General features: G+C 66.8%; 25 protein-coding genes and 2 tRNA genes. 17 read left to right on the forward strand and 10 right to left on the reverse strand.

Annotated features, from left to right (window positions below; all coding sequences use genetic code 11):
• Positions 1-11 precede the first annotated feature (11 nt).
• The 4 genes from AZC_RS09075 to fabI all read right to left on the reverse strand — a co-directional run bounded on the left by AZC_RS09075 (position 12) and on the right by fabI (position 2,485).
• Entirely contained in the window at positions 12-602 is a 591-nt protein-coding gene (locus tag AZC_RS09075; RefSeq protein WP_012170279.1) for a histidine phosphatase family protein, read from the reverse strand.
• Positions 599-1,021, reverse strand: a complete 423-nt coding sequence (locus tag AZC_RS09080) for a hypothetical protein (RefSeq protein WP_012170280.1) — start codon at positions 1,019-1,021, stop codon at positions 599-601. The genes AZC_RS09075 and AZC_RS09080 overlap by 4 nt, the downstream gene beginning before the upstream one ends.
• A 35-nt stretch (positions 1,022-1,056) precedes the next feature.
• Positions 1,057-1,587 (reverse strand): hypothetical protein, encoded by a 531-nt coding sequence (locus tag AZC_RS09085; protein WP_052285903.1) that lies wholly within the window; start codon positions 1,585-1,587, stop codon positions 1,057-1,059.
• A gap of 70 nt (positions 1,588-1,657) precedes the next feature.
• Entirely contained in the window at positions 1,658-2,485 is an 828-nt protein-coding gene (gene fabI / locus AZC_RS09090) for an enoyl-ACP reductase FabI (protein WP_012170282.1), read from the reverse strand.
• 144 nt (positions 2,486-2,629) lie between these two features.
• Between fabI and AZC_RS09095 the strand changes: the two genes are divergently transcribed.
• From AZC_RS09095 to AZC_RS09105, 3 genes are all read left to right on the forward strand, one after another.
• A tRNA-Pro gene (locus tag AZC_RS09095) sits at positions 2,630-2,706 on the forward strand.
• Positions 2,707-2,885: 179 nt separating this feature from the next.
• Positions 2,886-2,962, forward strand: a tRNA-Pro gene (locus tag AZC_RS09100).
• 134 nt (positions 2,963-3,096) lie between these two features.
• Positions 3,097-3,348, forward strand: coding sequence for a Nif11 family protein (locus AZC_RS09105; RefSeq protein WP_012170283.1), 252 nt, complete (start codon positions 3,097-3,099; stop codon positions 3,346-3,348).
• An 18-nt stretch (positions 3,349-3,366) separates the two neighbouring features.
• On the opposite strand, the gene mgtE is transcribed toward AZC_RS09105, so the two are convergent.
• Positions 3,367-4,728: a magnesium transporter gene (mgtE, locus tag AZC_RS09110; protein ID WP_052285904.1), complete on the reverse strand. Its 1,362-nt coding sequence runs from the start codon at positions 4,726-4,728 to the stop codon at positions 3,367-3,369.
• Between the two features lie 204 nt (positions 4,729-4,932).
• Here mgtE and AZC_RS09115 point away from each other — a divergent pair, with 204 nt between their 5' ends.
• The gene (locus AZC_RS09115; RefSeq protein WP_043879122.1) at positions 4,933-5,172 is read left to right on the forward strand and encodes a hypothetical protein; all 240 of its coding nucleotides are present in this window, start codon (positions 4,933-4,935) and stop codon (positions 5,170-5,172) included.
• Positions 5,173-5,209: 37 nt separating this feature from the next.
• On the opposite strand, the gene AZC_RS09120 is transcribed toward AZC_RS09115, so the two are convergent.
• Entirely contained in the window at positions 5,210-6,358 is a 1,149-nt protein-coding gene (locus AZC_RS09120) for a glycosyltransferase (RefSeq protein ID WP_052285905.1), read from the reverse strand.
• Between the two features lie 488 nt (positions 6,359-6,846).
• Here AZC_RS09120 and urtA point away from each other — a divergent pair, with 488 nt between their 5' ends.
• The 13 genes from urtA (at position 6,847) to AZC_RS09185 (ending at position 19,212) form a co-directional block, all read left to right on the forward strand.
• Positions 6,847-8,109, forward strand: a complete 1,263-nt coding sequence (urtA, locus tag AZC_RS09125; RefSeq protein WP_133865117.1) for an urea ABC transporter substrate-binding protein — start codon at positions 6,847-6,849, stop codon at positions 8,107-8,109.
• Positions 8,110-8,319: 210 nt separating this feature from the next.
• Positions 8,320-9,951 carry an urea ABC transporter permease subunit UrtB gene (gene urtB / locus AZC_RS09130; protein WP_052285906.1) on the forward strand — a complete coding sequence of 544 codons (1,632 nt, stop codon included), beginning with the start codon at positions 8,320-8,322 and terminating at the stop codon, positions 9,949-9,951.
• A 5-nt stretch (positions 9,952-9,956) separates the two neighbouring features.
• Positions 9,957-11,081 (forward strand): urea ABC transporter permease subunit UrtC, encoded by a 1,125-nt coding sequence (gene urtC, locus AZC_RS09135; RefSeq protein WP_012170288.1) that lies wholly within the window; start codon positions 9,957-9,959, stop codon positions 11,079-11,081.
• Between the two features lie 6 nt (positions 11,082-11,087).
• Positions 11,088-11,837 carry an urea ABC transporter ATP-binding protein UrtD gene (gene urtD, locus AZC_RS09140; protein WP_012170289.1) on the forward strand — a complete coding sequence of 250 codons (750 nt, stop codon included), beginning with the start codon at positions 11,088-11,090 and terminating at the stop codon, positions 11,835-11,837.
• A 469-nt stretch (positions 11,838-12,306) separates the two neighbouring features.
• Complete coding sequence (gene urtE / locus AZC_RS09145; RefSeq protein WP_012170290.1) at positions 12,307-13,002, forward strand: urea ABC transporter ATP-binding subunit UrtE; 696 nt, start codon at positions 12,307-12,309, stop codon at positions 13,000-13,002.
• Positions 12,968-13,831 carry an urease accessory protein UreD gene (locus tag AZC_RS09150; protein ID WP_043879123.1) on the forward strand — a complete coding sequence of 288 codons (864 nt, stop codon included), beginning with the start codon at positions 12,968-12,970 and terminating at the stop codon, positions 13,829-13,831. Before urtE ends, AZC_RS09150 begins: the two co-directional genes overlap by 35 nt.
• Before the next feature lie 10 nt (positions 13,832-13,841).
• Positions 13,842-14,462, forward strand: coding sequence for an urease subunit gamma (locus AZC_RS09155; protein WP_012170292.1), 621 nt, complete (start codon positions 13,842-13,844; stop codon positions 14,460-14,462).
• Positions 14,462-14,818: a GFA family protein gene (locus AZC_RS09160; protein ID WP_012170293.1), complete on the forward strand. Its 357-nt coding sequence runs from the start codon at positions 14,462-14,464 to the stop codon at positions 14,816-14,818. The genes AZC_RS09155 and AZC_RS09160 overlap by 1 nt, the downstream gene beginning before the upstream one ends.
• Positions 14,819-14,828: 10 nt before the next feature.
• Positions 14,829-16,544 carry an urease subunit alpha gene (gene ureC, locus AZC_RS09165; RefSeq protein WP_012170294.1) on the forward strand — a complete coding sequence of 572 codons (1,716 nt, stop codon included), beginning with the start codon at positions 14,829-14,831 and terminating at the stop codon, positions 16,542-16,544.
• 44 nt (positions 16,545-16,588) lie between these two features.
• Complete coding sequence (ureE, locus tag AZC_RS09170) at positions 16,589-17,215, forward strand: urease accessory protein UreE (RefSeq protein WP_012170295.1); 627 nt, start codon at positions 16,589-16,591, stop codon at positions 17,213-17,215.
• A 21-nt stretch (positions 17,216-17,236) separates the two neighbouring features.
• Entirely contained in the window at positions 17,237-17,935 is a 699-nt protein-coding gene (locus tag AZC_RS09175) for an urease accessory protein UreF (RefSeq protein ID WP_012170296.1), read from the forward strand.
• On the forward strand, positions 17,932-18,546 hold the full coding sequence (ureG, locus tag AZC_RS09180; protein ID WP_012170297.1) for an urease accessory protein UreG: 615 nt from the start codon (positions 17,932-17,934) through the stop codon (positions 18,544-18,546). Before AZC_RS09175 ends, ureG begins: the two co-directional genes overlap by 4 nt.
• Positions 18,547-18,567: 21 nt before the next feature.
• Positions 18,568-19,212 (forward strand): DUF938 domain-containing protein, encoded by a 645-nt coding sequence (locus AZC_RS09185; protein WP_012170298.1) that lies wholly within the window; start codon positions 18,568-18,570, stop codon positions 19,210-19,212.
• Between the two features lie 5 nt (positions 19,213-19,217).
• On the opposite strand, the gene AZC_RS09190 is transcribed toward AZC_RS09185, so the two are convergent.
• The 4 genes from AZC_RS09190 to AZC_RS09200 form a co-directional block, all read right to left on the reverse strand.
• Positions 19,218-20,102 carry an MBL fold metallo-hydrolase gene (locus tag AZC_RS09190; RefSeq protein ID WP_012170299.1) on the reverse strand — a complete coding sequence of 295 codons (885 nt, stop codon included), beginning with the start codon at positions 20,100-20,102 and terminating at the stop codon, positions 19,218-19,220.
• A gap of 139 nt (positions 20,103-20,241) precedes the next feature.
• On the reverse strand, positions 20,242-21,030 hold the full coding sequence (locus tag AZC_RS25465) for a hypothetical protein (protein ID WP_148209829.1): 789 nt from the start codon (positions 21,028-21,030) through the stop codon (positions 20,242-20,244).
• A gap of 18 nt (positions 21,031-21,048) precedes the next feature.
• The gene (gene scpA / locus AZC_RS09195; RefSeq protein ID WP_043880187.1) at positions 21,049-23,205 is read right to left on the reverse strand and encodes a methylmalonyl-CoA mutase; all 2,157 of its coding nucleotides are present in this window, start codon (positions 23,203-23,205) and stop codon (positions 21,049-21,051) included.
• Positions 23,206-23,674: 469 nt separating this feature from the next.
• Entirely contained in the window at positions 23,675-25,507 is a 1,833-nt protein-coding gene (locus AZC_RS09200) for a methylmalonyl-CoA mutase family protein (RefSeq protein WP_012170301.1), read from the reverse strand.
• Between the last annotated feature and the right edge of the window lie 19 nt (positions 25,508-25,526).

Consider the following 25,526-nt stretch of genomic DNA (forward strand, 5'->3'; position numbering starts at 1 on the left):
GGGACCAACGCCTAGTCCTTCACCTCGAAGGCGCCGTCGCTCAGCACATAGATGGCGCCCTGGCGGATCGGCACCACGGCAGCCTCGTTGGCCGGCATGCCGGCCCTGGCGTGCAGCAGGGCGCGGATGACGCCGCCATGGGTCACCACCACGCCATCACCCTTGATGCGGTCGATGGCGGCACCGGCCCTGTGGGCAAGGCCGGCATAGCTCTCCCCCTCCGGCGGCACGAAACTCCAGGGATCGCGCTCGCGGGTGCGCACCCCTTCTGTGTCGCGGCGGCGGATCTCGGGCCACGTCATGCCTTCCCACTGGCCGAAGGAGAGTTCGGCCAATTGCGGGTCATGGGCGAAGTCGGAGGCCGGCAGGTTCATGGTGGTGCGCAGGATGCGCATGGTCTCCAGCGCCCGCCCGAGCGGGCTGGAGACGAAATGCAGGCCGGAGGCCTCACCCGCGAGCTGCGGCAGCACACGGCCGACGCGCGCCGCCTGGGCACGCCCGAGGCTGTTAAGAGGGATGTCGCGCCGCCCCTGGAGCCGGCCGGCCACGTTCCAGTCGGTCTCGCCATGCCGAACGAGAAAGAGGCGGCGCCGACCCGTCATCGCGCCGGCAGCGTCAGATAATGATCGTACCACTGGCCGAGCGGCGGGTAGGCCACGCGGATGTGGGCCTTGCCCGTGCCGCTGCCGCGCACGACGACGCCGGGCAGCTTTCTCCCGAGGCAGACGAGATAGCCATAATCGGTGCCGGTCACCGTGTAGGTGCCGGGCTCGACGGAGAGCTTCACGCCCGGCGAGGTGCTGACCACCGTGATGGTGGGCAGGCCGAGGTCGGTGCACTGCTGGTTGGCCGTGCCGGCGGCGAACAGAACGCCGCCCGAGCCGCCGCCGGTGTAATAGTTCACCACATAGGCGTCGGGGTCATTGTCCATGTGCTCGCCGGCACGGGACGCGGTGGCGCCCGCCGCCAGAAGCCCCAGCGCTGCCGCCAAGACGCGGCCGAAATGTCCGTTGCCCCTCATGGCTGCCTCCGGTTCCGGGCTGGCGTTCGTGGCGATCAGTTGCCCGGCACGTGGACGACGTGATCGTACCAGGCCCCGAGATAGGGATAGGTCACGCGGAGCGTTACGGCACCGCCGCCGCGCGGCGGACGGCCGGCATAGCGCACGATGGCGCCGCCGACGGGCTGGCCGAGGCACTTGGTGGTCGCGCCGCCGTCGATGCCGGTCGCGACAAAGGTGCCGGGCGACACGCTCACCTTCGCGCCAGCAGGAGCCGAGATCACCTTGATGGTGGGCCGCTGGCCGGTCTGGCAGTTGAAGTCGGCCGTGCCGGCCGCGAAGATCGCGACGCCGGGGCCTCCCGCCTTGGTGGGCCCGGCGAGCGTCGGACCGGCGGCGATCATGTAGGAGAGGCCGCCTTCGGACGGCATGGAATAATTGGGGAAGACGGCGCCGCCCGGGCCGAAGAAGCGATCCCGCAGCGGGTACTGCTCCAGCGTCGGCGGGATGTCGGACCCGGCGAAGGCGGGAAGGGCGGAAGCGGCAAGGAGAAGGGCCGAGAGGGCAGGGCGCAGCATCCGCTTCATCAATCGTCTCCTGATGTTCGTTCCGGCCTGCCGCTCCGGGCAGGCCGCTTGCCGGTCACACCTTCCGCGCTCAGTCCCGCACGAGGGCGAGGTCCGGTGCGTCGGGGTGCTTCATGCCGACGATATGATAGCCCGCATCCACGTGCTGCACCTCGCCCGTAACGCCGCGGGAGAGATCGGAGATCAGGTAGACACCCGCATCGCCCACTTCGTCGGTGGTGACTGTGCGGCGCAGCGGCGAATTCAGCTCGTTCCACTTCAGGATGTAGCGGAAATCGCCGATGCCGGAGGCGGCGAGCGTCTTGATGGGGCCGGCCGAGATGGCATTGACGCGGATGTTCTTGGGGCCGAGGTCGGCGGCAAGATAGCGCACGCTGGCCTCAAGGGCCGCCTTGGCCACACCCATCACGTTGTAATGGGGCATCCACTTCTCGGCGCCGTAATAGGTAAGGGTCACCAGCGAGCCGCCGTTCGGCATCAGCTTCTCCGCGCGCTGGGCCAGCGCCGTAAAGGAGTAGCAGGAGATGAACATGCTCTTGGTGAAATTGTCCGCCGTGGTGTCCACATAGCGGCCATCCAGCTCGTCCTTGTCGGAGAAGGCGATGCAGTGGATGAGAAAGTCGATGGAGCCGAACAGCTTCTCGGTCTCGGCGAACACCGCGTCGATGGTGGCGGGATCGGTGACGTCGCAATGGCCGACGATATGGCCGCCGAGTTCGGCGGCGAGCGGTTCCACGCGCTTCTTCAGCGCTTCACCCTGATAGGTGAGGGCGATCTCCGCGCCCTGCGCGCGCGCCGCCTTGGCGATGCCGTAAGCGATGGATCGGTTGTTGGCGACGCCGAAGATCAGCCCGCGCTTGCCCTTGAGGAGACCGCTCGCGCTGTCATTGGTCACCATGTCCACGTACTCCGTCGCTCGATCGTTGGCCCGCACCGGGCGGCGCTTCCTATGGCACGCGCGCGTTGGGGGTTCAAGCGAGGGCTGTGTGAGAACGCCCTTGCATGTGCGGACAGCGGCGTGCTAGAGGCAGCGCCCTGAGTTCGGAGTGTAGCGCAGTCTGGTAGCGCACCACGTTCGGGACGTGGGGGTCGCAGGTTCAAATCCTGCCACTCCGACCAGCATCCTCCGGATCATCCATCTTCTTCAGTGTTCCGCCCGCGGTCCTCGGCGACTCGCGACGGCGTTCTGCGCGGTCACCGAGGCTGGCGATCTGCACAAACTGGGGAGAACGTCCATTTGCCGGCTTCTTGCCCATTCCCACCGACGGGAGCGCGTGCTACTCCGCCGCCACTGAGTTCGGAGTGTAGCGCAGTCTGGTAGCGCACCACGTTCGGGACGTGGGGGTCGCAGGTTCAAATCCTGCCACTCCGACCAGCATCCTCTCCGACTTTCTCCCCCTTTGCCGTTTTGCCCGCTGGTGGCGCCGCCCGGCGTTGCGGCTCGATCGTGGCAGGAACAGAGTGCGCTGCCGCGCGGTTGTTCCTCAGGACTGCGCAAGGAGGAGAAACATGTCCCAAGCCGATCTTGAGCGCCTGAAGGCGGACGCGTCGGGCAACACCGGCCTTGCCGAAGTGCTGGCTGAGTCGCTGTCGGACTTCGCCTCGCCGGAGGATGCGGTGAACTTTCTGGCCTCGCGCGGATTCGACATCTCCGTGCGCGAACTCACCGACGCTGCGGCCGAGGAAGCCCGTAGCAGCGAGGGTGTCGGCCGCAACGAAGGCGCCTACGGCGCTCTGCTCCGCTTCATGGTCAATCACTGACGCGGCGCGTGGGCACCGTCAGAGGATGGTGCCCTTGAGGATCAGATAGGCGACGCTGAAGTAGATCATCAGCCCGGTGACATCGACCAGCGTCGCCACGAAGGGCGCCGACGCGCTTGCGGGATCAAAGCCCACCCGTTTCAGGATGAAGGGCAGCATCGACCCGGCCAGCGAGCCGAAAGTGACGATGCCCACCAGCGCCGATGCGATGGTGATCGCGAGCAGCTGCCAGTGCGGGCCGTAATCGAACAGGCCCAGCCCCTGCCAGACCATGATGCGGATCATGCCCAGCACTCCGAGGATGCCGCCGAGCATCATGCCGGTGGGGATTTCGCGCAGGGCGACCCTGAACCAGTCCTTCAACTGCACCTGACGCAGGGCCAGCGCGCGGATGATGAGGGAGGTGGCCTGCGAGCCCGAATTGCCGCCCGAGCTCATGACCAGCGGCACGAACAGGGCGAGCACGATGGCCTTCTCCAGTTCGTCCGAAAACACCTGCATGGCGCTGGCGGTGAACATCTCCGAGACGAAAAGGATGCAGAGCCAGCCGGCGCGCTTCTTGATCATCTCCGTGAAGCTGATCTGCATGTAGGGCTCGTCGATGGCCTCCATGCCGCCCATGCGCTGCACGTCCTCGGTCTGCTCCTCGATCATGGCATCGATGACATCGTCGAAGGTGCAGATGCCGATGAGGTGACCGGTCGAATCGACCACGGGAATCGCCAGCAGGTCGTATTTGGCGATCAGTCGGGCCACATCCTCGCGATTGGCCATCGGCGTCGTGGTGATGGGCGCATAAGGCTGCGCCACGGAGGCGATCGGCGCGGCCGGATCGCCCGAGATGAGGCGGCGCAGCGTCACGATGTTCTGGAGGCGCTTGGTCGCCGGATCGAGCACATAGATGGCGTAGATGGTCTCGCGCGTGCGCTCGACGGCCCGGATGTGGTCGAGCGTCTGGCCGACCGTCCAGGTGGAGGGCACCGTGACCATCTCCGTGGTCATCAGGCTGCCGGCGCTGTCCTCGGGATAGGTGAGCAGGTGCTCGATGGCATTGCGGGCCTCCGGGGTGAGGCGGGCGCTCAGCGTGGCGTGGATTTCCGGATCGACCCAGCGCAGCACGTCGGCCGCCCGGTCGGTGGACATGCCCTCGAGGATGGCGACGGCCTTGTCGGCGGGCAGCATCTCGAGCATTTCCGACGCCCAGGCGAAGGGCGGCTGGTCCATCACCTCCACGGCCCAGTCGGGGGGCAGGCGGGAGACGAATTCCGCCGCCTCCTCGGGCGTCTTGCCGTTCAGGAATTCGACGGTGTCGGCCACATGGGCGCCGCCGAGGCGCGTCAGCGGCAGCAGTCCCGAAGGAAGGGCGGTTTCGATGTTCATGCGCGGTCCCCCGGCGCTGTCGTCAGTCTTTCGTCCCACCGGCGGGGCCGGAAGGGACTGCTCGATTCTCGTCCTTCGTGGTGGCGGCCGGGATGAAACCAGTGCGAACCCGCCCGGTCCCGCCGGGCGGCCAATCGACCTTGGAAGCCCGATCCGTCGCCTTCCGGAAGGGGATTTCCGGCGCGCGCATTCGAGTCATCCCGCATGCTGCTCGTCGGCATAAAGCGGAAACCGCCCGGCAAGACAATCCTGAACCGTTCGGAATCTGGCAGCGATCACCGGGTGCGGAAAGCCGCGCGCAAGGTTGCGGAACGTCAGCGGGGCAGGCGCGTTGAGAAGGAGAACTCACCTGTGGAGGATTTCCCCATGCGCGGCTTCGTTCTCTGGCTTCTCGGCGTGCCCTTTTCCGTGATCGTGCTGCTCTATCTCTTCAACGTGCTCTGATCGGCGGCACGCCATCCGACGCCGAACGCGCCTTGCTTCAGGCGTCGGGCTCCTTGCGGCCCAGGAGGCGGCGCACGCCGCTCCTGATCCGCATCTCCGCGAGCAGGCCCACCGCTCGCGCCGTCTCCAGCGTCAGCTGGGAGGGGGCGAGGGGGTGGGGCGTCAAGAGCGGACTGATGTTCTCGAGAACCGCCCACATCTGAGGAAAGCTCGGCAGGGCCGCGAGCTTGAAGGCATCCACGGGCGAGATGCGCAGGGTTGAGGCCCAGTTCGTCACCGTCCAGAGCTGGCCGGCGCCGAAGGCGCGCCGCATGGTACGGCGCAGACGCGCCCGGCGCACAACCTGCGCCACCGGCTCGAGACCGAGCGTGTCAAAAGCCACCTGTCCCTCGCTCCAGGCGCGGAACTGTCCGCCGATGCCGGCCGGATCCAGCCGCCAGGAGGCTGCGACCTGCACATCCGGATCGTGGCGGACGGAATGTCCGGTTCGCGTGAGGGCGCCGAGGAGGCCGCTGGCGGCCGCCGAGGCTGAGGTGGGAATGCCGCCGGCCTTCACATAGGCATCCACCGACACGGCGAGGCTTGCGGAGGAAGCTTCCCGGTGCGTCGGCCAGGGACTGCCATGCTCGCCGTCAATCAGATGGTCCACCTCGTTCAGGAGGCGGGCGTACCGATGGGCGCCCTGATAACGGCGCCACAGGCCCTTCGGGAGCGACTGGTTGGCGTCCATCTCCACACGCCCCGCCACGGCATCCGCACCAAGGGCGATGTCGGCCACGTTGGCCGCGACCCAGTTGGGGGCGGGGCGGGCGTCGGCCTCGGTGGTGAGTATGATGCCTTTCGGCAGGCCGGAGGTGACGAAGAGAGACGCCGCCGCATCCATGACATGGCGGCGTGCCCAGGATGCGCCCGCCTTGTCCGAGGCCAGCTCGATAGAGAGGATGCGAAGGGGCAGGGGAAGCGTCTCCCCGGCCTGGATCGCCACCTGCTCGGTGCGGTCGAGGCAGTTGTGCAGGAGGACGATGGTCGCGAAGTCGGGCGCGTCACGCTGGGCCGCGAGCGCCTTCAGGCACTCCAGCAGGCGCACTTCTTCATCCTTGACCGGAATGGCCACGATCGCCTTCGGCGCCACAAGGGCGCGGCGCGGCGGCGCGACCACGCGGAAGGATAAGGGTTGATCCGCCATGCTCCTCGTCCCACCCACCTCACGAGGCCATTTGCCCCTGCCGTCGGCACGTCCGGCGGAATAAACAAGCAGATTGGGAGGCGGCACCGGCAAGTCAACCCGAAGCCTTTCCATTGTGGCGTATTCGGGCGCCGTGCCACGCGGGCGCGCAATCCTCGCGAAAGCCTGCCTGCCTCTGTGCGACCCAGCGGAAGGGGGCTGCCATGGTGGCGCGAGCGATACAGGCGGGAGCCGGGTAGCTCAAACGGCGCTTTGGCCCGATCTTTATGCCTAAATTATAGTCAATCGCATTCGAAATGGTCTCAGTGTCGCCATGTGCCTGCGTTTTGAGCGCTATAACCGGCGCGTATACAATCATTCGGTGCCCTTCGCGGACATGGCACGCTGCTTGCTGATCTCCCTGCCGCTGGCACAGCGCCAGCCCATTTTCATCGGGGAGAGAGCGGATGCTCGGTTTGCTGGGAAGAGCGGCTAAGGGACTTGGCGCGATGGCGGTAGCCGCCGCGGTTGCCGGTTCCATGGGGACGGCCGCCGCGCAGGAGACGATCAAGGTCGGCGTGCTTCACTCGCTGTCCGGCACCATGGCGATCAGCGAGACCACGCTGAAGGACGCCGTGCTCATGATGATCGAAGAGCAGAACAAGAAGGGCGGCGTGCTCGGCAAGAAGCTCGAGGCGGTGGTGGTGGACCCGGCGTCCAACTGGCCGCTGTTCGCCGAGAAGGCCCGCGAACTCATCACCAAGGACAAGGTGTCCGTGGTGTTCGGCTGCTGGACCTCGGTGAGCCGCAAGTCCGTGCTGCCGGTGTTCAAGGAGCTGAACTCCATCCTCTTCTACCCCGTTCAGTATGAGGGCGAGGAGAGCGAGCGGAACGTGTTCTACACCGGCGCCGCGCCGAACCAGCAGGCGATCCCGGCGGTGGATTACCTCGCCAAGGAAGAGAAGGTGGAGCGCTGGGTGCTTGCGGGCACCGACTATGTCTATCCCCGCACCACCAACAAGATCCTTGAGGCCTATCTGAAGTCCCGCGGCGTGAAGGCCGAGGACATCATGATCAACTACACGCCCTTCGGTCACTCCGACTGGCAGACCATCGTCGCCGACATCAAGAAGTTCGGCTCGGCCGGCAAGAAGACCGCTGTGGTCTCCACCATCAACGGCGACGCCAACGTGCCTTTCTACAAGGAACTGGCGAACCAGGGCATCAAGGCCACCGACATCCCGGTCGTGGCCTTCTCGGTGGGCGAAGAAGAGCTCGCCGGCATCGACACCAAGCCGCTCGTCGGCCATCTCGCTGCCTGGAACTACTTCGAGTCCATCAAGACCCCGGAGAACGACGCCTTCATCAAGGCCTGGCAGACCTTCACCAAGAACCCGAAGCGCGTGACCAACGACCCCATGGAAGCCACCTATATCGGCTTCAACATGTGGGTTAAGGCCGTGGAGAAGGCCGGCACGGTCGATCCGGACAAGGTGATCGCCACCCTGCCGGGCACCAAGCAGCCGAACCTCACCGGCGGCGTCTCGGAGATGCTCCCGAACCACCACATCACCAAGCCCGTCTTCATCGGCGAGATCCAGGGCGACGGCCAGTTCAACGTGGTGTGGAAGACGGACGATCTGGTGCCCGGCGAAGCCTGGTCCAAGTATCTCGAAGGCTCCAAGAACCTCGTTGCCGACTGGGTGAAGTACAACTGCGGCAACTACGACACCACCAAGAACACCTGCCTCGGCGCCACCGCCGCCAAGTGAGCAGCAATGTGAGCTGAGGCGGCTCGGTCCTTGGGAAAAGCCCTCTCCCGCTTGCGGGGGAGGGAACCTGTCCGGAGCGGGGAGGGCGCACTCTTGTCTCTCCGCTTGACTGACTGTCGCAGCGCCTTTCGCCGTTCGGCCAGCCCGACCCTTGAAGGTCGCAGAAGCGCCGGTGCCTTTGCCGCCCGCGCGCCGTGGGAAACGTCCCTGATGAGCCTGATCCGCCGCCTGCTGTCCGCCGCGCTGCTGCTCGCAGCCGCGCTTCTTCTCGCCTGGGCCGCGCCATCGGGCGTGCGCGCCCAGACCGCCGCCGGTGATCTTGCCCCGGCGCTCGCCAAGATTGCCGCCGACAGCTATTCCGACACCGAGGCCGCCCTCGGGATGCTGGCCACCAGCACCAATCCGCAGGCCGCCGTCATCGTCGCGGCGATCTCCGACAACCGCCTGCTGTTCGATCCGGCCTCCAAGGCCATCTATGTGCGCGCCAAGGATGGCAGCTTCACCGACGCGGCCACCGGCGCCGCGGTGAGCGCCGCGCCCGCCGGCCTCAAGCCCGTGCGCCTCAACAATCGCGTGCGTCGCGCCGCCGACGCTGCTGCCGGCGCCCTCTCGCTGCTCAATCCCGATCCGGCCAAGCGGCTTGAGGCGGCGGCCGCTGTCTTCAAGTCGCGCGATGCAACCGCCCTTCCGACCCTGGATGCGGCGCTCGCCAAGGAAAGCGTCGCCAATGTGCGCGCCGCGCTGGAGCAGGCGCGCGCCGCCATCGTGCTCACCTCCGCCACCTCCGGCGAGGCCGATCGGCTCGCGGCTGTGAACCTCATCGCCGCGCGCGGGGATCAGGAGGCGCTGGCGCTGCTCGCCAACGTGCCCGCCGATGCGCCGGCCTCCGTGAAGGCGGCGGCGGCCAACGGCACGGCCAAGATCAATCGCTCGCTCGCCATGTGGAACGTGGCCCAGAACGTCTGGTACGGCCTCTCCCTCGGCTCCGTGCTGCTGCTGGCGGCCATCGGTCTTGCCATCACCTTCGGCGTGATGGGCGTCATTAACATGGCCCATGGCGAGATGGTGATGCTCGGCGCCTACACCACCTATGTGGTGCAGGACATCATCCGCACCTCCTATCCCGGCCTCTTCGGCTGGTCGCTCGCCATCGCCCTGCCGCTGGCCTTCCTGTTCACGGGCCTCGTGGGCATCATCATCGAGCGCACGGTCATCCGCTTCCTCTATGGCCGGGCCTTGGAGACCCTGCTCGCCACCTGGGGCATCTCGCTCATGCTGCAGCAGGCGGTGCGCAGCATCTTCGGCCCCACCAACAAGGAAGTGGGCGCGCCGTCCTGGATGTCGGGCGCCTTCGACGTGGGGCAGCTGTCCATCACCTACAACCGGCTCTGGATCATCGTCTTCGCGCTGCTGGTCTTCTTCGCGCTGCTGGTGGTGCTCAAGCGCACCTCGCTCGGCCTCTATGTGCGCGCGGTGACGCAGAACCGGCGCATGGCGGCGGCCATGGGCATCCGCACCGGGCGCATCGATGCGCTCACTTTCGGCCTCGGATCGGGCATCGCGGGCATCGCCGGCGTCGCCCTCTCGCAGATCGACAATGTGAGCCCGAACCTCGGGCAGGGCTACATCATCGACAGCTTCATGGTGGTGGTGTTCGGCGGCGTGGGGAACCTCTGGGGCACGCTGGTGGGCGCGCTGACGCTCGGCGTCGCCAACAAGCTGCTGGAGCCCTTCGCGGGCGCGGTGCTCGGCAAGATCGCGCTCCTCGTCTTCATCATCCTCTTCATCCAGAAGCGCCCGCGCGGCCTGTTCGCGCTCAAGGGCCGGGCGGTGGAAGCGTGAACATCATGCGCGGCTCAGGCATTCTCGATCGCCGCGGGGCGATCTTCATCATCCTCGTGCTGGCGGCGGGCGTGCTGGTGCCGGCCGGCAATCTGCTGGCGCCCGTCGGCAGCCCCTTCCATGTCTCGGACTATCTGGTGCCGCTGCTGGGCAAGTATCTGTGCTACGCGCTGCTGGCCGTGGCGGTGGATCTGGTCTGGGGCTATTGCGGCGTGCTCTCGCTCGGCCACGGCGCCTTCTTTGCGCTCGGCGGCTATGCCATGGGCATGTATCTCATGCGCCAGATCGGCCCGCGCGGCGTCTATGGCAATCCCGTCCTGCCCGACTTCATGGTGTTCCTGAACTACAAGGAACTTCCCTGGTTCTGGCTGGGCTTCAACCATTTCCCCTTCGCCGCGCTGATGGTGCTTGTGGTGCCGGGGCTGCTGGCCTTCGCCTTCGGCTGGTTCGCCTTCCGCTCGCGCGTTACGGGCGTCTATCTGTCCATCATCACGCAGGCCATGACCTTCGCGCTCATGCTCGCCTTCTTCCGCAATGACATGGGTTTCGGCGGCAACAACGGCCTCACCGATTTCAAGGACATCCTCGGCTATTCCATCACCGCCGGCACGACCCGCGGGGCGCTGTTCTTCGCCTCTGCCGTGGCGCTGGTGCTGGGCTATCTCATCTGCCGGGCGCTGGTCGTCTCGAAATACGGCAAGGTGCTGGTGGCGGTGCGCGATGCGGAAAGCCGCACCCGCTTCCTCGGCTACAAGGTGGCCAACTACAAGCTCGTCGCCTGGACGCTCTCCGCCATGCTGGCCGGTGTCGCCGGTGCGCTCTACGTGCCGCAGGTGGGCATCATCAATCCGGGCGAGTTCGCGCCGGCCAATTCCATCGAGACGGTGATCTGGGTGGCGGTGGGCGGTCGCGGCACGCTGGTGGGCGCGGCGCTCGGCGCGCTGGTGGTGAATGCGGGCAAGACTTGGTTCACAGGCGCACTGCCCGAGGCGTGGCTGTTTGCCCTCGGTGCGCTGTTCGTGGTGGTGACGCTGTTCCTGCCGCGCGGCATCATCGGCCTGTGGGGGGATCTCTCCTCCCGCTTGCGCAAGTCCGCCGGCCCCGTGCCCGCGCCCAAGCCTGCGGAGTGAGACGACATGGAACCCGTCACCCAGTCGCTGCTCTATCTCGACAACATCTCCGTGGTGTTCGACGGTTTCCGGGCGCTCAACAAGCTCTCGCTGACCATCGAGGAAGCAGAGATGCGCGCCATCATCGGACCCAACGGCGCCGGCAAGACCACGATGATGGACGTCATCACCGGCAAGACGCGCCCCACCGCGGGCGAGGCCATGTTCGCCGGCATCCACGACCTCACCACCATGGATGAGGCGGACATCGCCCAGCTCGGCATCGGTCGCAAGTTCCAGACGCCCACCGTGTTCGACATGCACACGGTGGAGGACAATCTGCTCCTCGCGGTGAAGTCCGACCGCCGGGCTTTCGCCAACATCACCTGGCGGCGCACGGCCCATGAGCGCGCGCGCATCGACGAGCTTCTGGAGCGCATCCGCCTCAAGGACCAGCGCCACCGGCAGGCGGCCGAGCTTTCTCACGGCCAGAAGCAATGGCTGGAGATCGGCATGCTTCTGGCGCAGGAGCCGCGCCTCCTGCTGGTGGACGAGCCGGCTGCCGGCATGACCGATCAGGAAACCGCCGACACCGCCGAACTGCTGCGTGACATCGCGAAAACGCGCTCCGTGGTGGTGGTCGAGCACGACATGCAGTTCGTGCGCGACCTCGGCGTGAAGGTGACGGTTCTGCACGAGGGCTCGGTTCTGGCGGAAGGCTCCCTCGATCAGGTGAGCGCCAACGAGCGCGTCATCGAAGTCTATCTGGGGCGGTGAGGATGGCGTCCTCGTCTCGGTCCCGGCCTGCCCCCTCCGGACCTATCCGCGCTGGCGAGCTAGGGCTTGGGGGCGCATCCTCTCCGTTCGCTTTCCCTCCCCCCTTGAGGGGGAGGGCAGGGAGGGGGGTAACGCCCTCTCCGTCTTCGCGGCGTTGGGTTTTTGGCGGTCGCGGCGTCTTGTCCTGGGGCGCTCCAGCGGATGGCGCGTGTACCCCCCTCCCCAACCCTCCCCCGCAAGGGGGGAGGGGGTTAGAGGGTGCGCCGGGCGGCGACCATGCTCGCTCGACTGAGGGGTCCCCTTCCGCCGGCATAACCGGCGCGCTCGCCCCGCGCGCCGCGGGCTCCCTCTCTCGCCTGCGGGGGAGGGCTGAGGAGGGGGCATGGCGGGTGCCATCGACCCGCGGACCGCACCTCATCAAACCCCACCCCACACAGACGCCAGTCCGAAAAATGAGCGGAGCCTCATCATGCTGAAGGTCGAGAACCTCGATCTCTATTACGGCGCCGCCCACACGCTGCGCAAAGTCTCGCTGGAAGCGGTGAAGGGGCAGGTGACCTGCGTGCTCGGCCGCAATGGCGTGGGCAAGACCTCACTCCTGCGGGCCATCGTCGGCCAGCGCGCCATCGCGGGGGGCAGCGTCTCCTTCAACGGGCAGGACATCACCAAGATGCGCACCTATGACCGGGCGGCGCTCGGCATCGGCTTCGTGCCGCAGGGGCGCGAGGTGTTTCCGCTGCTCACCGTGAAGGAAAATCTGGAAACGGGCTACGCGCGCCTCGCCCGCAAGGACAAATATGTGCCGGACGAGGTGTTCGAGCTGTTCCCGGTGCTGAAATCCATGCTGGGCCGGCGGGGCGGCGATCTCTCCGGTGGGCAGCAGCAGCAGCTCGCCATCGGCCGCGCCCTCGTGACCCGCCCGAGCCTCCTGGTGCTGGACGAGCCCACCGAGGGCATCCAGCCCTCCATCATCAAGGACATCGGTCGCGCCATCTCCTATCTGCGGGACAAGGGAGACATGGCCATCGTGCTCGTGGAGCAGTATTTCGAGTTCGCGCGCGAGCTGGCCGATTCCTTCATCCTGATGGAGCGCGGCGAAGTGGTGGCGCGCGGCGACAGGAGCGGGCTTGATGGGGACGACGTCCGCCGCCTCATGGCCATCTGAGGCGGCAGCAGGAGTGGCCGGTGCCCCGCGCCGGCAGCGGGCGGTGGGGCGCGTGCGCCTCGGCGTCAACGCCATCGCCGGCAAAAGCCGCGTCAGCGATGTGGCGGAAGCCGGCTCCCTGCGGGTGCGGATGCCGCGCGTCGACGGCCCGGCGGTGGAAGGCGTGCTCGTCAACACGGCGGGGGGCGTTGCCTGCGGCGATCATTTCACCATCGAGGTGAAGGCCGAGGCGGGTGCCCACGCGGTTGTCGCGACCCCCGCCGCCGAAAAGATCTATCGGTCCGACGGCGAGACCGCCCGCATCGACGTGGCGATCACGGTGGAAGCTGGCGCGCAGGTGGACTGGCTGCCGCAGGAAACCCTGCTCTATGACGCCGCACGCCTCGCCCGCCGTTTCACCGTGGATCTCGCACCCGACGCCACCTTTCTCGCCTTCGAGGCGATCGCCTTCGGCCGCGTGGCGCGGGGCGAGGAGATGCGCACCGGGCATCTGGAGGACCACTGGCAGGTCACCCGCGGCGGCGGCCTCATCTATGCCGATGCGGTGCGCGTGTCCGGCCCCTTGGGCGAGCTGCTGCGCCGCCCCACGGTTGCGGCTGGCAACCGGGCGTGGGCGACTTTGCTTTATGTGGCACCCGATGCCGAAGCGCGACTGGACGAAGCGCGTGCGCTCATGGAATCTGCGCGCAGTGAATGCGGTGCCAGCGCGTGGAACGGCCTTCTGGCCGCCCGCTGGCTGGCGCCCGATATCGAAACCCTGCGACGGGACGCCGTCGCATTCCTGAATGCCTTTCGGGGGGCGCCGCTGCCCCGCGTCTGGGCCCTGTGAGGAGACTGCCGTGCTGCTGACGCCGCGGGAGAAGGACAAGCTCTTTATCGCCATGGCCGCCGAAGTGGCGCGCAAGCGCCTCGCGCGCGGCGTGAAGCTCAACCATCCGGAGGCGGTGGCGCTCATCACCGATTTCGTGGTGGAAGGCGCCCGCGACGGTCGCACCGTCGCGGAGCTGATGGAGGCGGGTGCCCGCGTCATCACCGCAGATCAGGTGATGGAGGGCATCGCCGAGATGATCCATGACATCCAGGTGGAGGCGACCTTCCCGGATGGGACGAAGCTGGTCACGGTGCACAACCCCATTCGCGGACAGGCGTCCGAGGACGTGCCCGGCGAATTTGTGACGCCGGACGGCGAGATCGTCTTCAATGAGGGCGCCGAGCGGGTGACGCTCTCGGTGGCCAATACGGGCGACCGCCCCATCCAAGTGGGCAGCCACTACCATTTCTATGAGACCAATCCGGGCCTTGCCTTCGAGCGCGAGAAGGCGCGCGGGATGCGCCTCGACATCGCGCCCGGCACGGCCGTGCGCTTCGAGCCCGGCGCCACCCGCGAGGTCACGCTGGTGCCGCTGGGCGGCAAGCGTGAGGTCTATGGGTTCCGTGGCGACGTGATGGGCAAGCTCTGATGGCACTCCAGCATTATTCCGGCAGCTGCCAGTGCGGCGCGGTGGCCTTCGAGGCCGATCTTGATCTGGACCGCACGGCCACCTGCAACTGCTCCCGCTGCCGGCGCGTGGGCGGCATCCTCTCCTTTGCTTCGCCGGAAGGTTTCAGGCTGAATCAGGGCGAGGAAAAACTGACTGAATATCGCTTCAATACCGGGCGGATCAGCCATTTCTTCTGTGCCACCTGCGGCATCGAGCCCTTCGGCCGTGGCCTTGCGCCGACCGGTGAGTTCAAGGTGGCGGTGAACGTGCGCTGCCTCGACGGCGTGGACCTGAAAGCGCTGACCCCCCGCGAATTCGACGGCGCGAGCCTCTGAAGGATACGCCATGACCAAGGCCCGTATGTCCCGTTCTGCTTATGCGCACATGTTCGGCCCCACGGTGGGCGACAAGGTGCGCCTCGCCGACACCGCGCTCTATATCGAGATCGAGAAGGACTTCACCGTCCATGGCGAGGAGGTGAAGTTCGGCGGCGGCAAGGTGATCCGCGACGGCATGGGCCAGAGCCAGGTGGCCAATGCCGACGGCGCGGTGGACACCGTCATCACCAATGCGGTGATCCTCGATCACTGGGGCATCGTGAAAGCGGACGTCGGCCTGAAAGACGGGCGCATCTTCAAGATCGGCAAGGCCGGCAATCCCGATGTGCAGAGCGGCGTCGACATCATCATCGGTCCCGGCACGGAGGTGATTGCGGGCGAGGGCAAGATCCTCACCGCCGGCGGCTTCGACAGCCACATCCATTTCATCTGCCCGCAGCAGATCGAGGAGGCGCTGGCCTCCGGCGTCACCACCATGCTGGGCGGCGGCACCGGTCCGGCCACCGGCACCTTCGCCACCACCTGCACCCCCGGCCCGTGGCACATCGCCCGCATGATCGAGGCGGCGGATGCCTTCCCCATGAACCTTGCCTTCGCGGGCAAGGGCAATGCCTCCCAGCCCAAGGCGCTGGAAGAGATGGTGCGTGCCGGCGCCTGCGCGCTGAAGCTCCATGAGGACTGGGGCACCACGCCCGCCGCCATCGATACCTGCCTCTCGGTGGCCGATGCCTTCGACATTCAGGTGATGATCCACACGGACACGCTGAACGAAAGCGGCTTCGTGGAGGACACCATCGCCGCCTTCAAGGGCCGCACCATCCATGCCTTCCACACGGAAGGTGCGGGCGGCGGCCACGCGCCGGACATCATCAAGGTGGCGGGCCTGCCCAACGTGCTGCCGTCCTCCACCAATCCGACCCGGCCCTATACGCGCAACACCATCGACGAGCATCTCGACATGCTCATGGTGTGCCACCACCTCTCGCCGTCCATCCCCGAAGACCTCGCCTTCGCCGAGAGCCGCATCCGCAAGGAGACCATCGCGGCCGAGGACATCCTGCACGACATCGGCGCCCTCTCCATGATGAGCTCCGACAGCCAGGCCATGGGCCGCGTGGGCGAGGTGGTGATCCGCACCTGGCAGACGGCGGATAAGATGAAGCGCCAGCGCGGCGCGCTGCCCGGCGAGAGCGGCGGCAACGACAATCTGCGCGCCCGCCGCTATGTGGCGAAATACACCATCAACCCGGCCATCGCCCATGGCGTGTCGAAGCACATCGGCTCGGTGGAGGCCGGCAAGCTCGCCGACCTCGTGCTGTGGTCGCCGGCCTTCTTCGGCGTCAAGCCGGATCTGGTGCTGAAGGGCGGCTCCATCGCGGTGGCCCAGATGGGCGATCCCAACGCCTCCATTCCGACCCCGCAGCCGGTGCATTACAGGCCCATGTTCGGTGCCTATGGCCGCGCCCGCACCCATTCCAGCCTGACCTTCGTCTCCAAGGCGGCAGTGGAGGATGGTCTCGCCGCCCGGCTCCAGACGGCCAAGACGCTGGTGGCGGTGGAGAATGTCCGTTCCGGCATTTCCAAAAAGGACATGGTGCTGAACGGCGCCACCCCCCATATCGAGGTGGACCCGGAGACCTATGACGTGCGCGCCGACGGCGAGCTTCTGGTCTGCGAGCCCGCGGACGTGCTGCCCATGGCGCAGCGCTACTTTTTGTTCTAACCGGGCGCGACCGCCTTCGCCGGCCGCTGCCTCGGGAGCCTCACATGATCCGTTCGACCAAGATCGTCCGGCACCTCGCGGTGCGTCCCGACCGGGTGGTGGACACCATCACCCTCGACCATCACGCCCGCCACCGTCGCCGGGTGGCCATGACCGCCGACGGCGGGCTGGAGTTCCTGCTGGATCTCGACCGCGCCGCGGTGCTGGACCATGGCGATGCGCTGGAACTGGAGGACGGCCGCCTTGTGCAGGTGAAGGCGGCGGACGAGCAACTGGTGGAGATCACCACCTTCAATCCCGTGCGCCTGATGCGGGCCGCCTGGCACATCGGCAACCGGCACATTCCGGCGGAGATCACCGAAGAGGCGATCTATATCGTTCAGGATCCCGTGCTGGAGGCCATGCTGCGCGGCCTCGGCGCGGCGGTGAAGCCGGTGGTGCGTCCCTTCAAGCCCGAGCGCGGCGCCTATGAGGCCGCCGAGGCCCACGGCCATGGCCAAGCCCACGCGCATGACCATCATGATCATGACCACCATGACCATGGGCACGACCACGCCCATCACGATCATGCGCACCATGACCATGCGCACGACCACCACGGGCATGACCACGCCCACGATCACGCCCATGGCGCCTCCTGCGGCTGCGGCCATACGCACCACCATGACTGACGCCGGGACCGGGCGGCGGCCATGACGATGGCGGAAACGGGCGCGCCGCCGAGCGCGCTCGCGCTCTTTGCCTGGCTGTCTCCCGGCTTTCCCGTGGGGGCCTATGCCTATTCCCACGCGCTGGAATGGGCGGCGGAAGCGGGCGATATCACCGATGAATCGAGCCTCGAAAGCTGGCTGCGCGATCTCATGCTGCTCGGCTTCGGCCGGGCCGATGGCATCCTCCTCGCTCATGCCTACGGGGCGGGCGCGGCCGGGGATGTGCCAGCGCTGGCGCAGGTGAATGCCCGCGCGGTCGCCCTCTCGCCCACCGCCGAACTGCGGCTGGAGACCTGCCAGCAGGGCCGCAGCTTCCTTGATGCCGTGCGCGCCGCATGGCCCCACGGCGGGTTGGACGCGGCGGCGGCGCATCTGCCGCCTGATGTCGCCTATCCGGTGGCGGTGGGCTATGCAGCGGCGCTGCATGGCGTGCCCCGCGCGGCGGTGCTGGAAGCGTATCTCTTCGCCGTCACGCAGACGCTGGTTTCCGCCGCGCTGCGCATCGCGCCCATCGGCCAGACGGCCGGCACCCGCGTGGTGGCCCGCCTCATGCCGGCCGTGCAGGCGCTGGCGGGTGACATTCCGACCCTCACGCTCGACGATCTCGGCACCGCCACCTTCCGGGCCGACCTCGGCAGCATGCGACACGAAACCCAATACACGAGGCTGTTTCGATCATGACCAGCAACGGACCCTTGCGGGTTGGCATCGGCGGGCCGGTGGGCTCTGGCAAGACGGCGCTGATGGAAGCGCTCTGCAAGACCTTCCGCGCCCGCTACAACATCTGCGCCATCACCAACGACATCTATACCAAGGAGGACGCTCGCCTCCTGACGGTGGCCGGCGCGCTGGAGCCCGAGCGCATCCTCGGCGTGGAGACCGGCGGCTGCCCGCACACCGCCATCCGCGAGGACGCCTCCATCAACCTGCGCGCCGTGGCCGACATGCAGGCGAAATTTCCCGGCCTCGAGATCGTGCTGATCGAGAGCGGCGGCGACAATCTCGCGGCCACTTTCTCGCCGGAACTGGCGGACATCACCATCTATGTGATCGACGTGGCCGGCGGCGAGAAGATCCCGCGCAAGGGTGGGCCGGGCATCACCCGCTCCGACTTCCTCGTGGTGAACAAGACCGATCTCGCCCCGCTGGTGGGCGCGGACCTCTCCATCATGGAGAGCGACACCCAGCGGATGCGCGGTACGCGGCCTTATGTCTTCGCCGCCATCCGCCATGGCAAGGGCGTGGAGGACGTGGCCGCCTTCATCGAGAAGGCGGGCGGCCTCGCGGCCTGAAGCGGCGCGAAAGGGAAGGCGATGAGCAATTCCGTGCCTGACGCGCTGCCTGCGGCCGCCACCGGCCCGGATGGGCGCCTCGCCGCGCCCGCTGTCGCCCGCAACCGCGATGTCATTCTCGACGTGCTGCGGCCGCTTTTGCCGGCGAGTGGGCAGGTGCTGGAGATCGCCAGCGGCACGGGCGAGCATCTGGTGCATTTCGCCCGCGCTCTGCCGGGCCTCACGTGGCAGCCATCCGACCCTTCTCCCGCCGCCCGCGCGTCCATCGCGGCGTGGGCCGGGGCGGAGGGCCTTTCCAACGTGCTGCCGCCGCTGGACCTCGATGCGGCGGCGGCCGAATGGCCGGTGACGCAGGCGGACGCCATCGTCTGCATCAACATGATCCACATCAGCCCTTGGGCCTCGACGCAGGGCCTGCTCGCCGGGGCGCAGCGCCTGCTGCCGTCGGGCGGCGTACTCTATCTTTACGGCCCCTACCGGCGCGCCAACGTGCCCACTGCCCCCAGTAACGAAGCCTTCGATGCGGACCTCAAGCGCCGCAACCCGGCCTGGGGCCTGCGGCTGCTTGAGGACGTGGCCACATTGGCGGGCACGCACGGGCTCATCCTGGAGCGCGTGGTGGAGATGCCCGCCAACAATCTTTCGGTGGTGTTCCGCCGCGCGTGAGGCCGTCAGGAGGCCTCGGTGACGGCCGCAAGGTTCTGCCGGTGCACCGCTTCATAGGGCGCGAAATAGCCGATGGCGCCAGAGGCGAAGTCTTCCGGCACGAAGGCGCGCAGATCGCGGGCGGCGAGGCCCGGATCGGTGCGGGCGGCGATGAGGCGCTCCACATAGCGGCGGGTGGCGGCGATGAGGTCCGGCTGATAGCCGCCCGCAGCAATCACCTCGGCCGATCCGTGATTGGGCAGGATGCGGGAGAGCGGCCAGCGGGCCATCTCGGCTAGCCCCTCCAGATGGATTGCCAGGCGCTCGGGCTCGTCCACATAGGTGATCGGATCTTCCAGCGTGTCGCCGGCGAGCAGCAGCCCATCGGGCAGCAGGACCACCGTGCCGTCGCAGCTGTGGATGTCCATCTGGCGGAGCGTGACGGGCAGGGCGCCGACCTGAAGCGTGATCTCGCCCGAGAAGGTGCGGTTCGGCAGGATGAGCGGCCGGATGGGCGGATCGCCACTCTCCAGCTTCGCCTGCTTATCGCGGAGGATGTCCGCCGTCAGCGCGTTGGCGAGGATTTCGCAGTCCGCGAAGACTTCGTTTCCCGCCACATGGTCATCATGCCAATGGCTCAGCACCACGCGCATGTGCCGCACGCCCATCTCTTCCAGCGTGCGGCGGATGAAGCGGGCGTGGGGCAGCGAAATATGCGTGTCATAGACCAGCGCCTCCGCCCCCTCCAGGATGGCGTAAGAGGCGATGCCCAGCGCATAGGCGCCATCGTCCAGCCAGTTGGGCTCCTCGCTCCAGAGCCGGGTGTCCGGCACGCGCCCATCATAGAACGCGAGCACGTGCGGGGCCGGCCGTAGCATGCGCAGGGTTGAGCCCATGGGGGCGAGGGGCATTGGGTGTTTCCAGCTGGAGCTTAGCGTCTGGCGGGGTAAACTCGTTCAGGTTCCGGCTTGAAACTTGATCTGGTATTGCGATCCGACATTTGCCTTACTACCTCGGCGGCGATGAATTGGGCTCCCATAGCTAGATTTCCTACTTCGATTCGAGTAGGTTGAGTGCTGAATATCTGATATCTGTGTATTTCGGCTGGGTAGAAAGAACGTAACTGGCGCGGCTGATGTCGAAATTTTCCCAATTATCTTCTAAAAATTTACAGGCACGTAAGGTGTCGTGACCGTATTTATTTCGAATTTGATTTTCAGATTTACCAAGTGCCGCTAAGGCTGCCTTCAATGCGAGCTCCGTGGCCAACAATGACGACTGTATCGCGCTCCGGTGGTCGTAACCGGCAGTCAGCACTGCGGCGGCTCCATGCAGGTGAAGGCGCGATAAATTAAGATATCGACGGACCAGCTCAATATCGGAGTAGCATTTATTTAATTCTCTTATGCCATAATGAATATCCGTTACATCAATAAATTGATCTAAATACATAGAAATTTGTTCGGGTTCAGTCTGTATAATTCTCTTTTGTATTTCCGTTAATTCAACAAAATCAAAAGGATTTATTGAAATTTTCCCATATATTATAGGAGTTCTTATTTTTGCAAAAGTATCTCTATACATAAATATTCCAACATGATCTTGTGCTGAAAGGTCGTGTTTATTGTATATTTTTCTAAAAATGTCTTCTATTCGGTTTAGCAGCTGAGATTTGCCGTATCCTGCAATCACGAATGATTGATGTCCCAGCTTCCGCATAACGGTCCTTGGCACTTCAAAATATCTCTGACGAATATCCATTCCGGAATCAAATAGTTGCTTGTCTGTTGTTCCTATGATGTAAGGGAGGGCTTCATCGTCAATTTGAGCGCTATTCATTTTCCTAGGTTTCGGCGCTTATTCCGCCGCCTCCTGCGCGTGGCCGAGGCGGGTGGAGAGTGTTGCCAGCAGGTCGCGGGCGGCGTCGGCGATGACGGTGCCGGGGGGGAAGATGGCTTCCGCGCCGGCGGCTTTCAGCGCCTCATAATCCTGCGGCGGCACGACGCCGCCCACCACCACCATGATGTCGCCGCGCCCCTCCGCCTCCAGCGCCGCCTTGAGCGCGGGCACGAGCGTCAGGTGGCCGGCGGCGAGCGAAGAGATGCCCACCACATGGACGTCATTCTCCACCGCCTGCCGGGCGGCTTCCTCGGGCGTGGCGAAGAGGGGGCCGATGTCCACGTCGAAGCCGAGATCGGCGAAGGCGGAGGCGATCACCTTCTGGCCCCGGTCGTGCCCGTCCTGTCCCACCTTGGCGACGAGGATGCGCGGGCGGCGGCCCTCATTGTGCTCGAAGGCTTCTGTGAGGCGCTGCACCTGCGCCACCTTGTCGGTCATGGCGCCGGCCTCCCTCTTGTAGACGCCCGAAATGGCGCGGATTTCCGCCCGGTGGCGACCAAAGACGGCTTCGAGCGCATCCGAAATCTCGCCCACTGTCGCCTTGGCGCGGGCGGCGTCGATGGCGAGCGCCAGCAGGTTGCCGTTGCCCCGCGCTCCATTGGTCAGCGCCTCCAGCGCGGCGGCCACGCCCTGCGGGTCGCGCTCCGCCTTCAGGCGGCGCAGCTTCTCGATCTGCGCGGCGCGGACGGCGGAATTGTCCACCTTCAGCACGTCGATGGGCGTCTCGCGCTCGGGCTTGAACTTGTTGACGCCCACCACGATCTGCGCGCCGCCGTCGATGCGGGCCTGCGTGGTGGCGGCGGCTTCCTCGATGCGCAGCTTGGGGATGCCGGCCTCGATGGCCTTCGCCATGCCGCCCAGTGCTTCCACCTCCTGAATATGGTCCCACGCCTTGGCGGCGAGGTCGGCGGTGAGGCGCTCCACGAAGAAGGAGCCGCCCCAGGGGTCGATCTGGCGGGTGGTGCCGCTCTCCTGCTGCAGCAGGATCTGCGTGTTGCGGGCGATGCGGGCGGAGAAGTCGGTGGGCAGGGCCAGCGCCTCGTCCAGCGCATTGGTGTGCAGCGACTGGGTGTGGCCCTGCGTTGCCGCCATGGCTTCCACCATGGTGCGGATGACGTTGTTGAACACGTCCTGCGCCGTGAGGCTCCAGCCGGAGGTCTGCGAATGGGTGCGCAGGGGCAGGGACTTGGGGTTCTTGGCCCCGAGATCGCTCATCAGCCGCGTCCACAGGAGGCGCGCGGCGCGCAGCTTCGCCACCTCCATGAAGAAGTTCATGCCGATGGCCCAGAAGAACGAAAGGCGCGGCGCGAAGGCGTCGATGGGCAGGCCGGCTTTGGCGCCCGCGCGCACATATTCGACGCCGTCCGCGAGCGTATAGGCGAGCTCCAGGTCCTGCGTCGCCCCGGCTTCCTGCATGTGGTAGCCGGAAATGGAGATGGAGTTGAAGCGCGGCATCTCCTTGGATGTCAAGGCGAAGATGTCGGAAATGATGCGCATGGAGGGTGCGGGCGGATAGATATAGGTGTTCCGCACCATGAATTCTTTGAGAATGTCGTTCTGGATGGTGCCGGAGAGCTTGGCCGCCGGCACGCCCTGTTCTTCCGCCGCCACCACGAACAGAGCCAGAATGGGCAGCACCGCGCCATTCATGGTCATGGAGACGCTCATCTGGTCCAGCGGAATGCCGGAGAAGAGCGTGCGCATGTCATAGATGCTGTCGATGGCGACCCCCGCCATGCCGACGTCGCCGGCGACGCGCGGATGGTCCGAGTCATAGCCGCGATGGGTGGCGAGATCGAAGGCGACCGACAGGCCCTTCTGCCCGGCCGCGAGGTTGCGGCGGTAGAAGGCGTTGGAATCCTCCGCCGTGGAGAAGCCGGCATATTGCCGGATGGTCCAGGGCTGGGTCGCATACATGGTGGGGTAGGGCCCGCGCAGGAAGGGCGCGATGCCGGGATAGGTGTCGATGAAGGAGAGGCCCGCGATGTCCGCCGGACCATAGAGACCCTTCACCGGAATGCCTTCCGGCGTCAGCCAGGGCGCGGGCGCATCCGCCGGCGGGGCAAGCTCCGGCGCGCGCCATTCGATGTCGGCAAAGGCGGGCAAGCGGCTCATGGCGGTCATCCTACCTCATTTCGGGTGCGCGTTGGCGCGGCCCGTTCCATCCCGTTCCATTGGCCTTCGCGGCTCTTGTTGGGGCGCGGCCCTGTTTTCCTGTCGCGGCCCGCTCCCTCCCCCCTTGAGGGGGAGGGCTGGGGAGGGGGGTAAACCGGGCGTGCCCTCTGGTCTTCCCCGTTCCCCAGCGTGCCCTTTCGGAGAGGGCATTACCCCCCTCCCAACCCTCCCCCGCAAGGGGGGAGGGCTTTGAGCGTCCGTTCAGCCTTCAGGTCGCTCTCACGGTTTCCTGTCAGGCCCATATCCGCCAGTGCCTCTGGCTCCCTCCCCCCTTGAGGGGGAGGGTTGGGGAGGGGGGTACGACCGGGGGGCAGCCCTTGATTTTCCCCGTTCCCCAGCGTGCCCTTTCGGAGAGGGCATTACCCCCCTCCCAACCCTCCCCCACAAGGGGGGAGGGCTTTGCCAGATTTCACCCGATCCCCAGCGCCCCGTGTGCTTTCTTCAGTACCGACAGCACGTCGCAGCCGGCGAAGATGAAGTCGTCCACGCCCGCTGCGCGCCACGTCGCCTCAAGATCGCCGCCCCGGCCCGCGAGCCACACCTGCCGGGCGCCCGCGGCCTTTAGCGCGGCCGCGATGGTGGCGGCCTCCGCTTCGTAGATCTCGTCGGAGGAGGCGATGCAGGCGATGGCCGTGCCGGAAGCCTTGAACGCGGCGATGAGAGCATCGAAATCCGCATAACCGTCGGTCACGGTCACGGCGAGGCCGCCAGCCTCGAACAGCGCCTTGGCGAAAGTGGCGCGGGCGGTGAAGGCGGCGATGGGTCCGAGGGTCGCGAGGAACACCTGAGGCGTACCCGTCGCCTCGGCCGCATCGCGGAGCGCCTCGAAAGGCTCCGCGAGCCGCTGGGGCGCGAGGGCGAGATCGTTCGGCGCTTCTTCCCGCGCGGGGACGGGGGCGAGCACCTCCGGCACGCTCTGGCCGAGGATGGGGAATTCCGACGTGCCGGTGAGCGGCTCCCTGCGTGTGGCGATATCCTTCGCCCGCTTGGCGCGGGTCGCCGCCAACTCGCCCTGCCACCAGCCGGAGGCCAGCGCCTCGGCGAGCCCACCCTTGCCTTCGATGGCGCGGAAGAGATCCCACGCGGCAGCCGCAAGGCCATCCGTATGCGCTTCTACCGCGCCCGCGCCGGCACCGGGATCGGCCACGCGGTGGAGCTGGCTTTCCTCCAGCAGGATGAGCTGCGTGTTGCGGGCGAGCCGCCGCGCCTGAGCATCCGGCAGGCCGAGGGCCTGCGTGAAGGGCAGGACGGTGAGGCCGTCCGCTCCGCCCACGCCGGCCGCGAAGGCGGCGATGGTGGCGCGCAGCAGGTTCACATAGGGATCGCGCCGGGTGAGCGAGCGCCACGCCGTGGTGGCGTGGACCTTCAGCGGCCCGGCCCCGATGCCGGCCTCCCGCAGCACCGCGCCCCACAGCAGGCGGATGGCGCGGACTTTCGCGAGCGTTGCGGTCTGGTTCACGTCCGCCGTCAGCGCCACCTCGATACGGCCGGCGGCCTCCTCCAGCGAGAAGCCGGCCTTCTCCAGCGCCCGCAGATAGGCGACAGCCGCCGCCAGCACCGCCGCCAGCTCCTGCGCATCGCTGGCACCGGCCGCATGGTGGATGGCGCCGTCCGCCCGCAGCAGCGGCCCGGTGAAGCCGCGCGCCTTGAGGATAGCGGCGCTTTCCGCCACCCGCTCGGCAAGGCCCGGCCAAGGCATGGGTGCGCTGCCGCGCGCGGCCATGTCCGCGAGCGGATCAAGGCCGAAGGAAACGCTCACACGCGCCGGATCGAGCCCGCGTGCCGCGATGAAATCAGCGAAGGCGAGGGCATTCTCGCGGCCCTTGAAGGCTCCGCTCTCCAGCCGCGTCTCGATGAGGTCCGGCATCACGCTGGCGAGCAGCGTCTCCAGCGCCGCGCCGTCCGGCAGGCCGAAGCCGTGGGCGGAGGGAGACGAGGCATAGACGAGGGTGAGGCCGGAGGCGCCATTTTCCAGATCATCGAGGATCTGGGCATTGGCGGCGGCAAGGTCCGGCTGGTCGACGCGCGCGCTGATCGTCCACGGCGCACCTGCCGCCCGTCCGGCGATGGGGACGGCCTCTTCCCTGCGCGGTGGGAGGGCGTCCAGCGCAAGGCCCTCAGAGGTGCGGGTCACGAGGCGCTTGTCATAGGGCGCGCCTTTCAGCACGCCTTCCACCAGCGACAGCCAGTCCGCCCGGGTTACCGGGCCCGCCTGCGTCACGAAGGGCAGGGTTGCGGTCATTGTGCGGCCCTTCCGTGTT

The sequence above is a fragment of the Azorhizobium caulinodans ORS 571 genome, from assembly GCF_000010525.1.
Lineage (GTDB): Bacteria > Pseudomonadota > Alphaproteobacteria > Rhizobiales > Xanthobacteraceae > Azorhizobium > Azorhizobium caulinodans.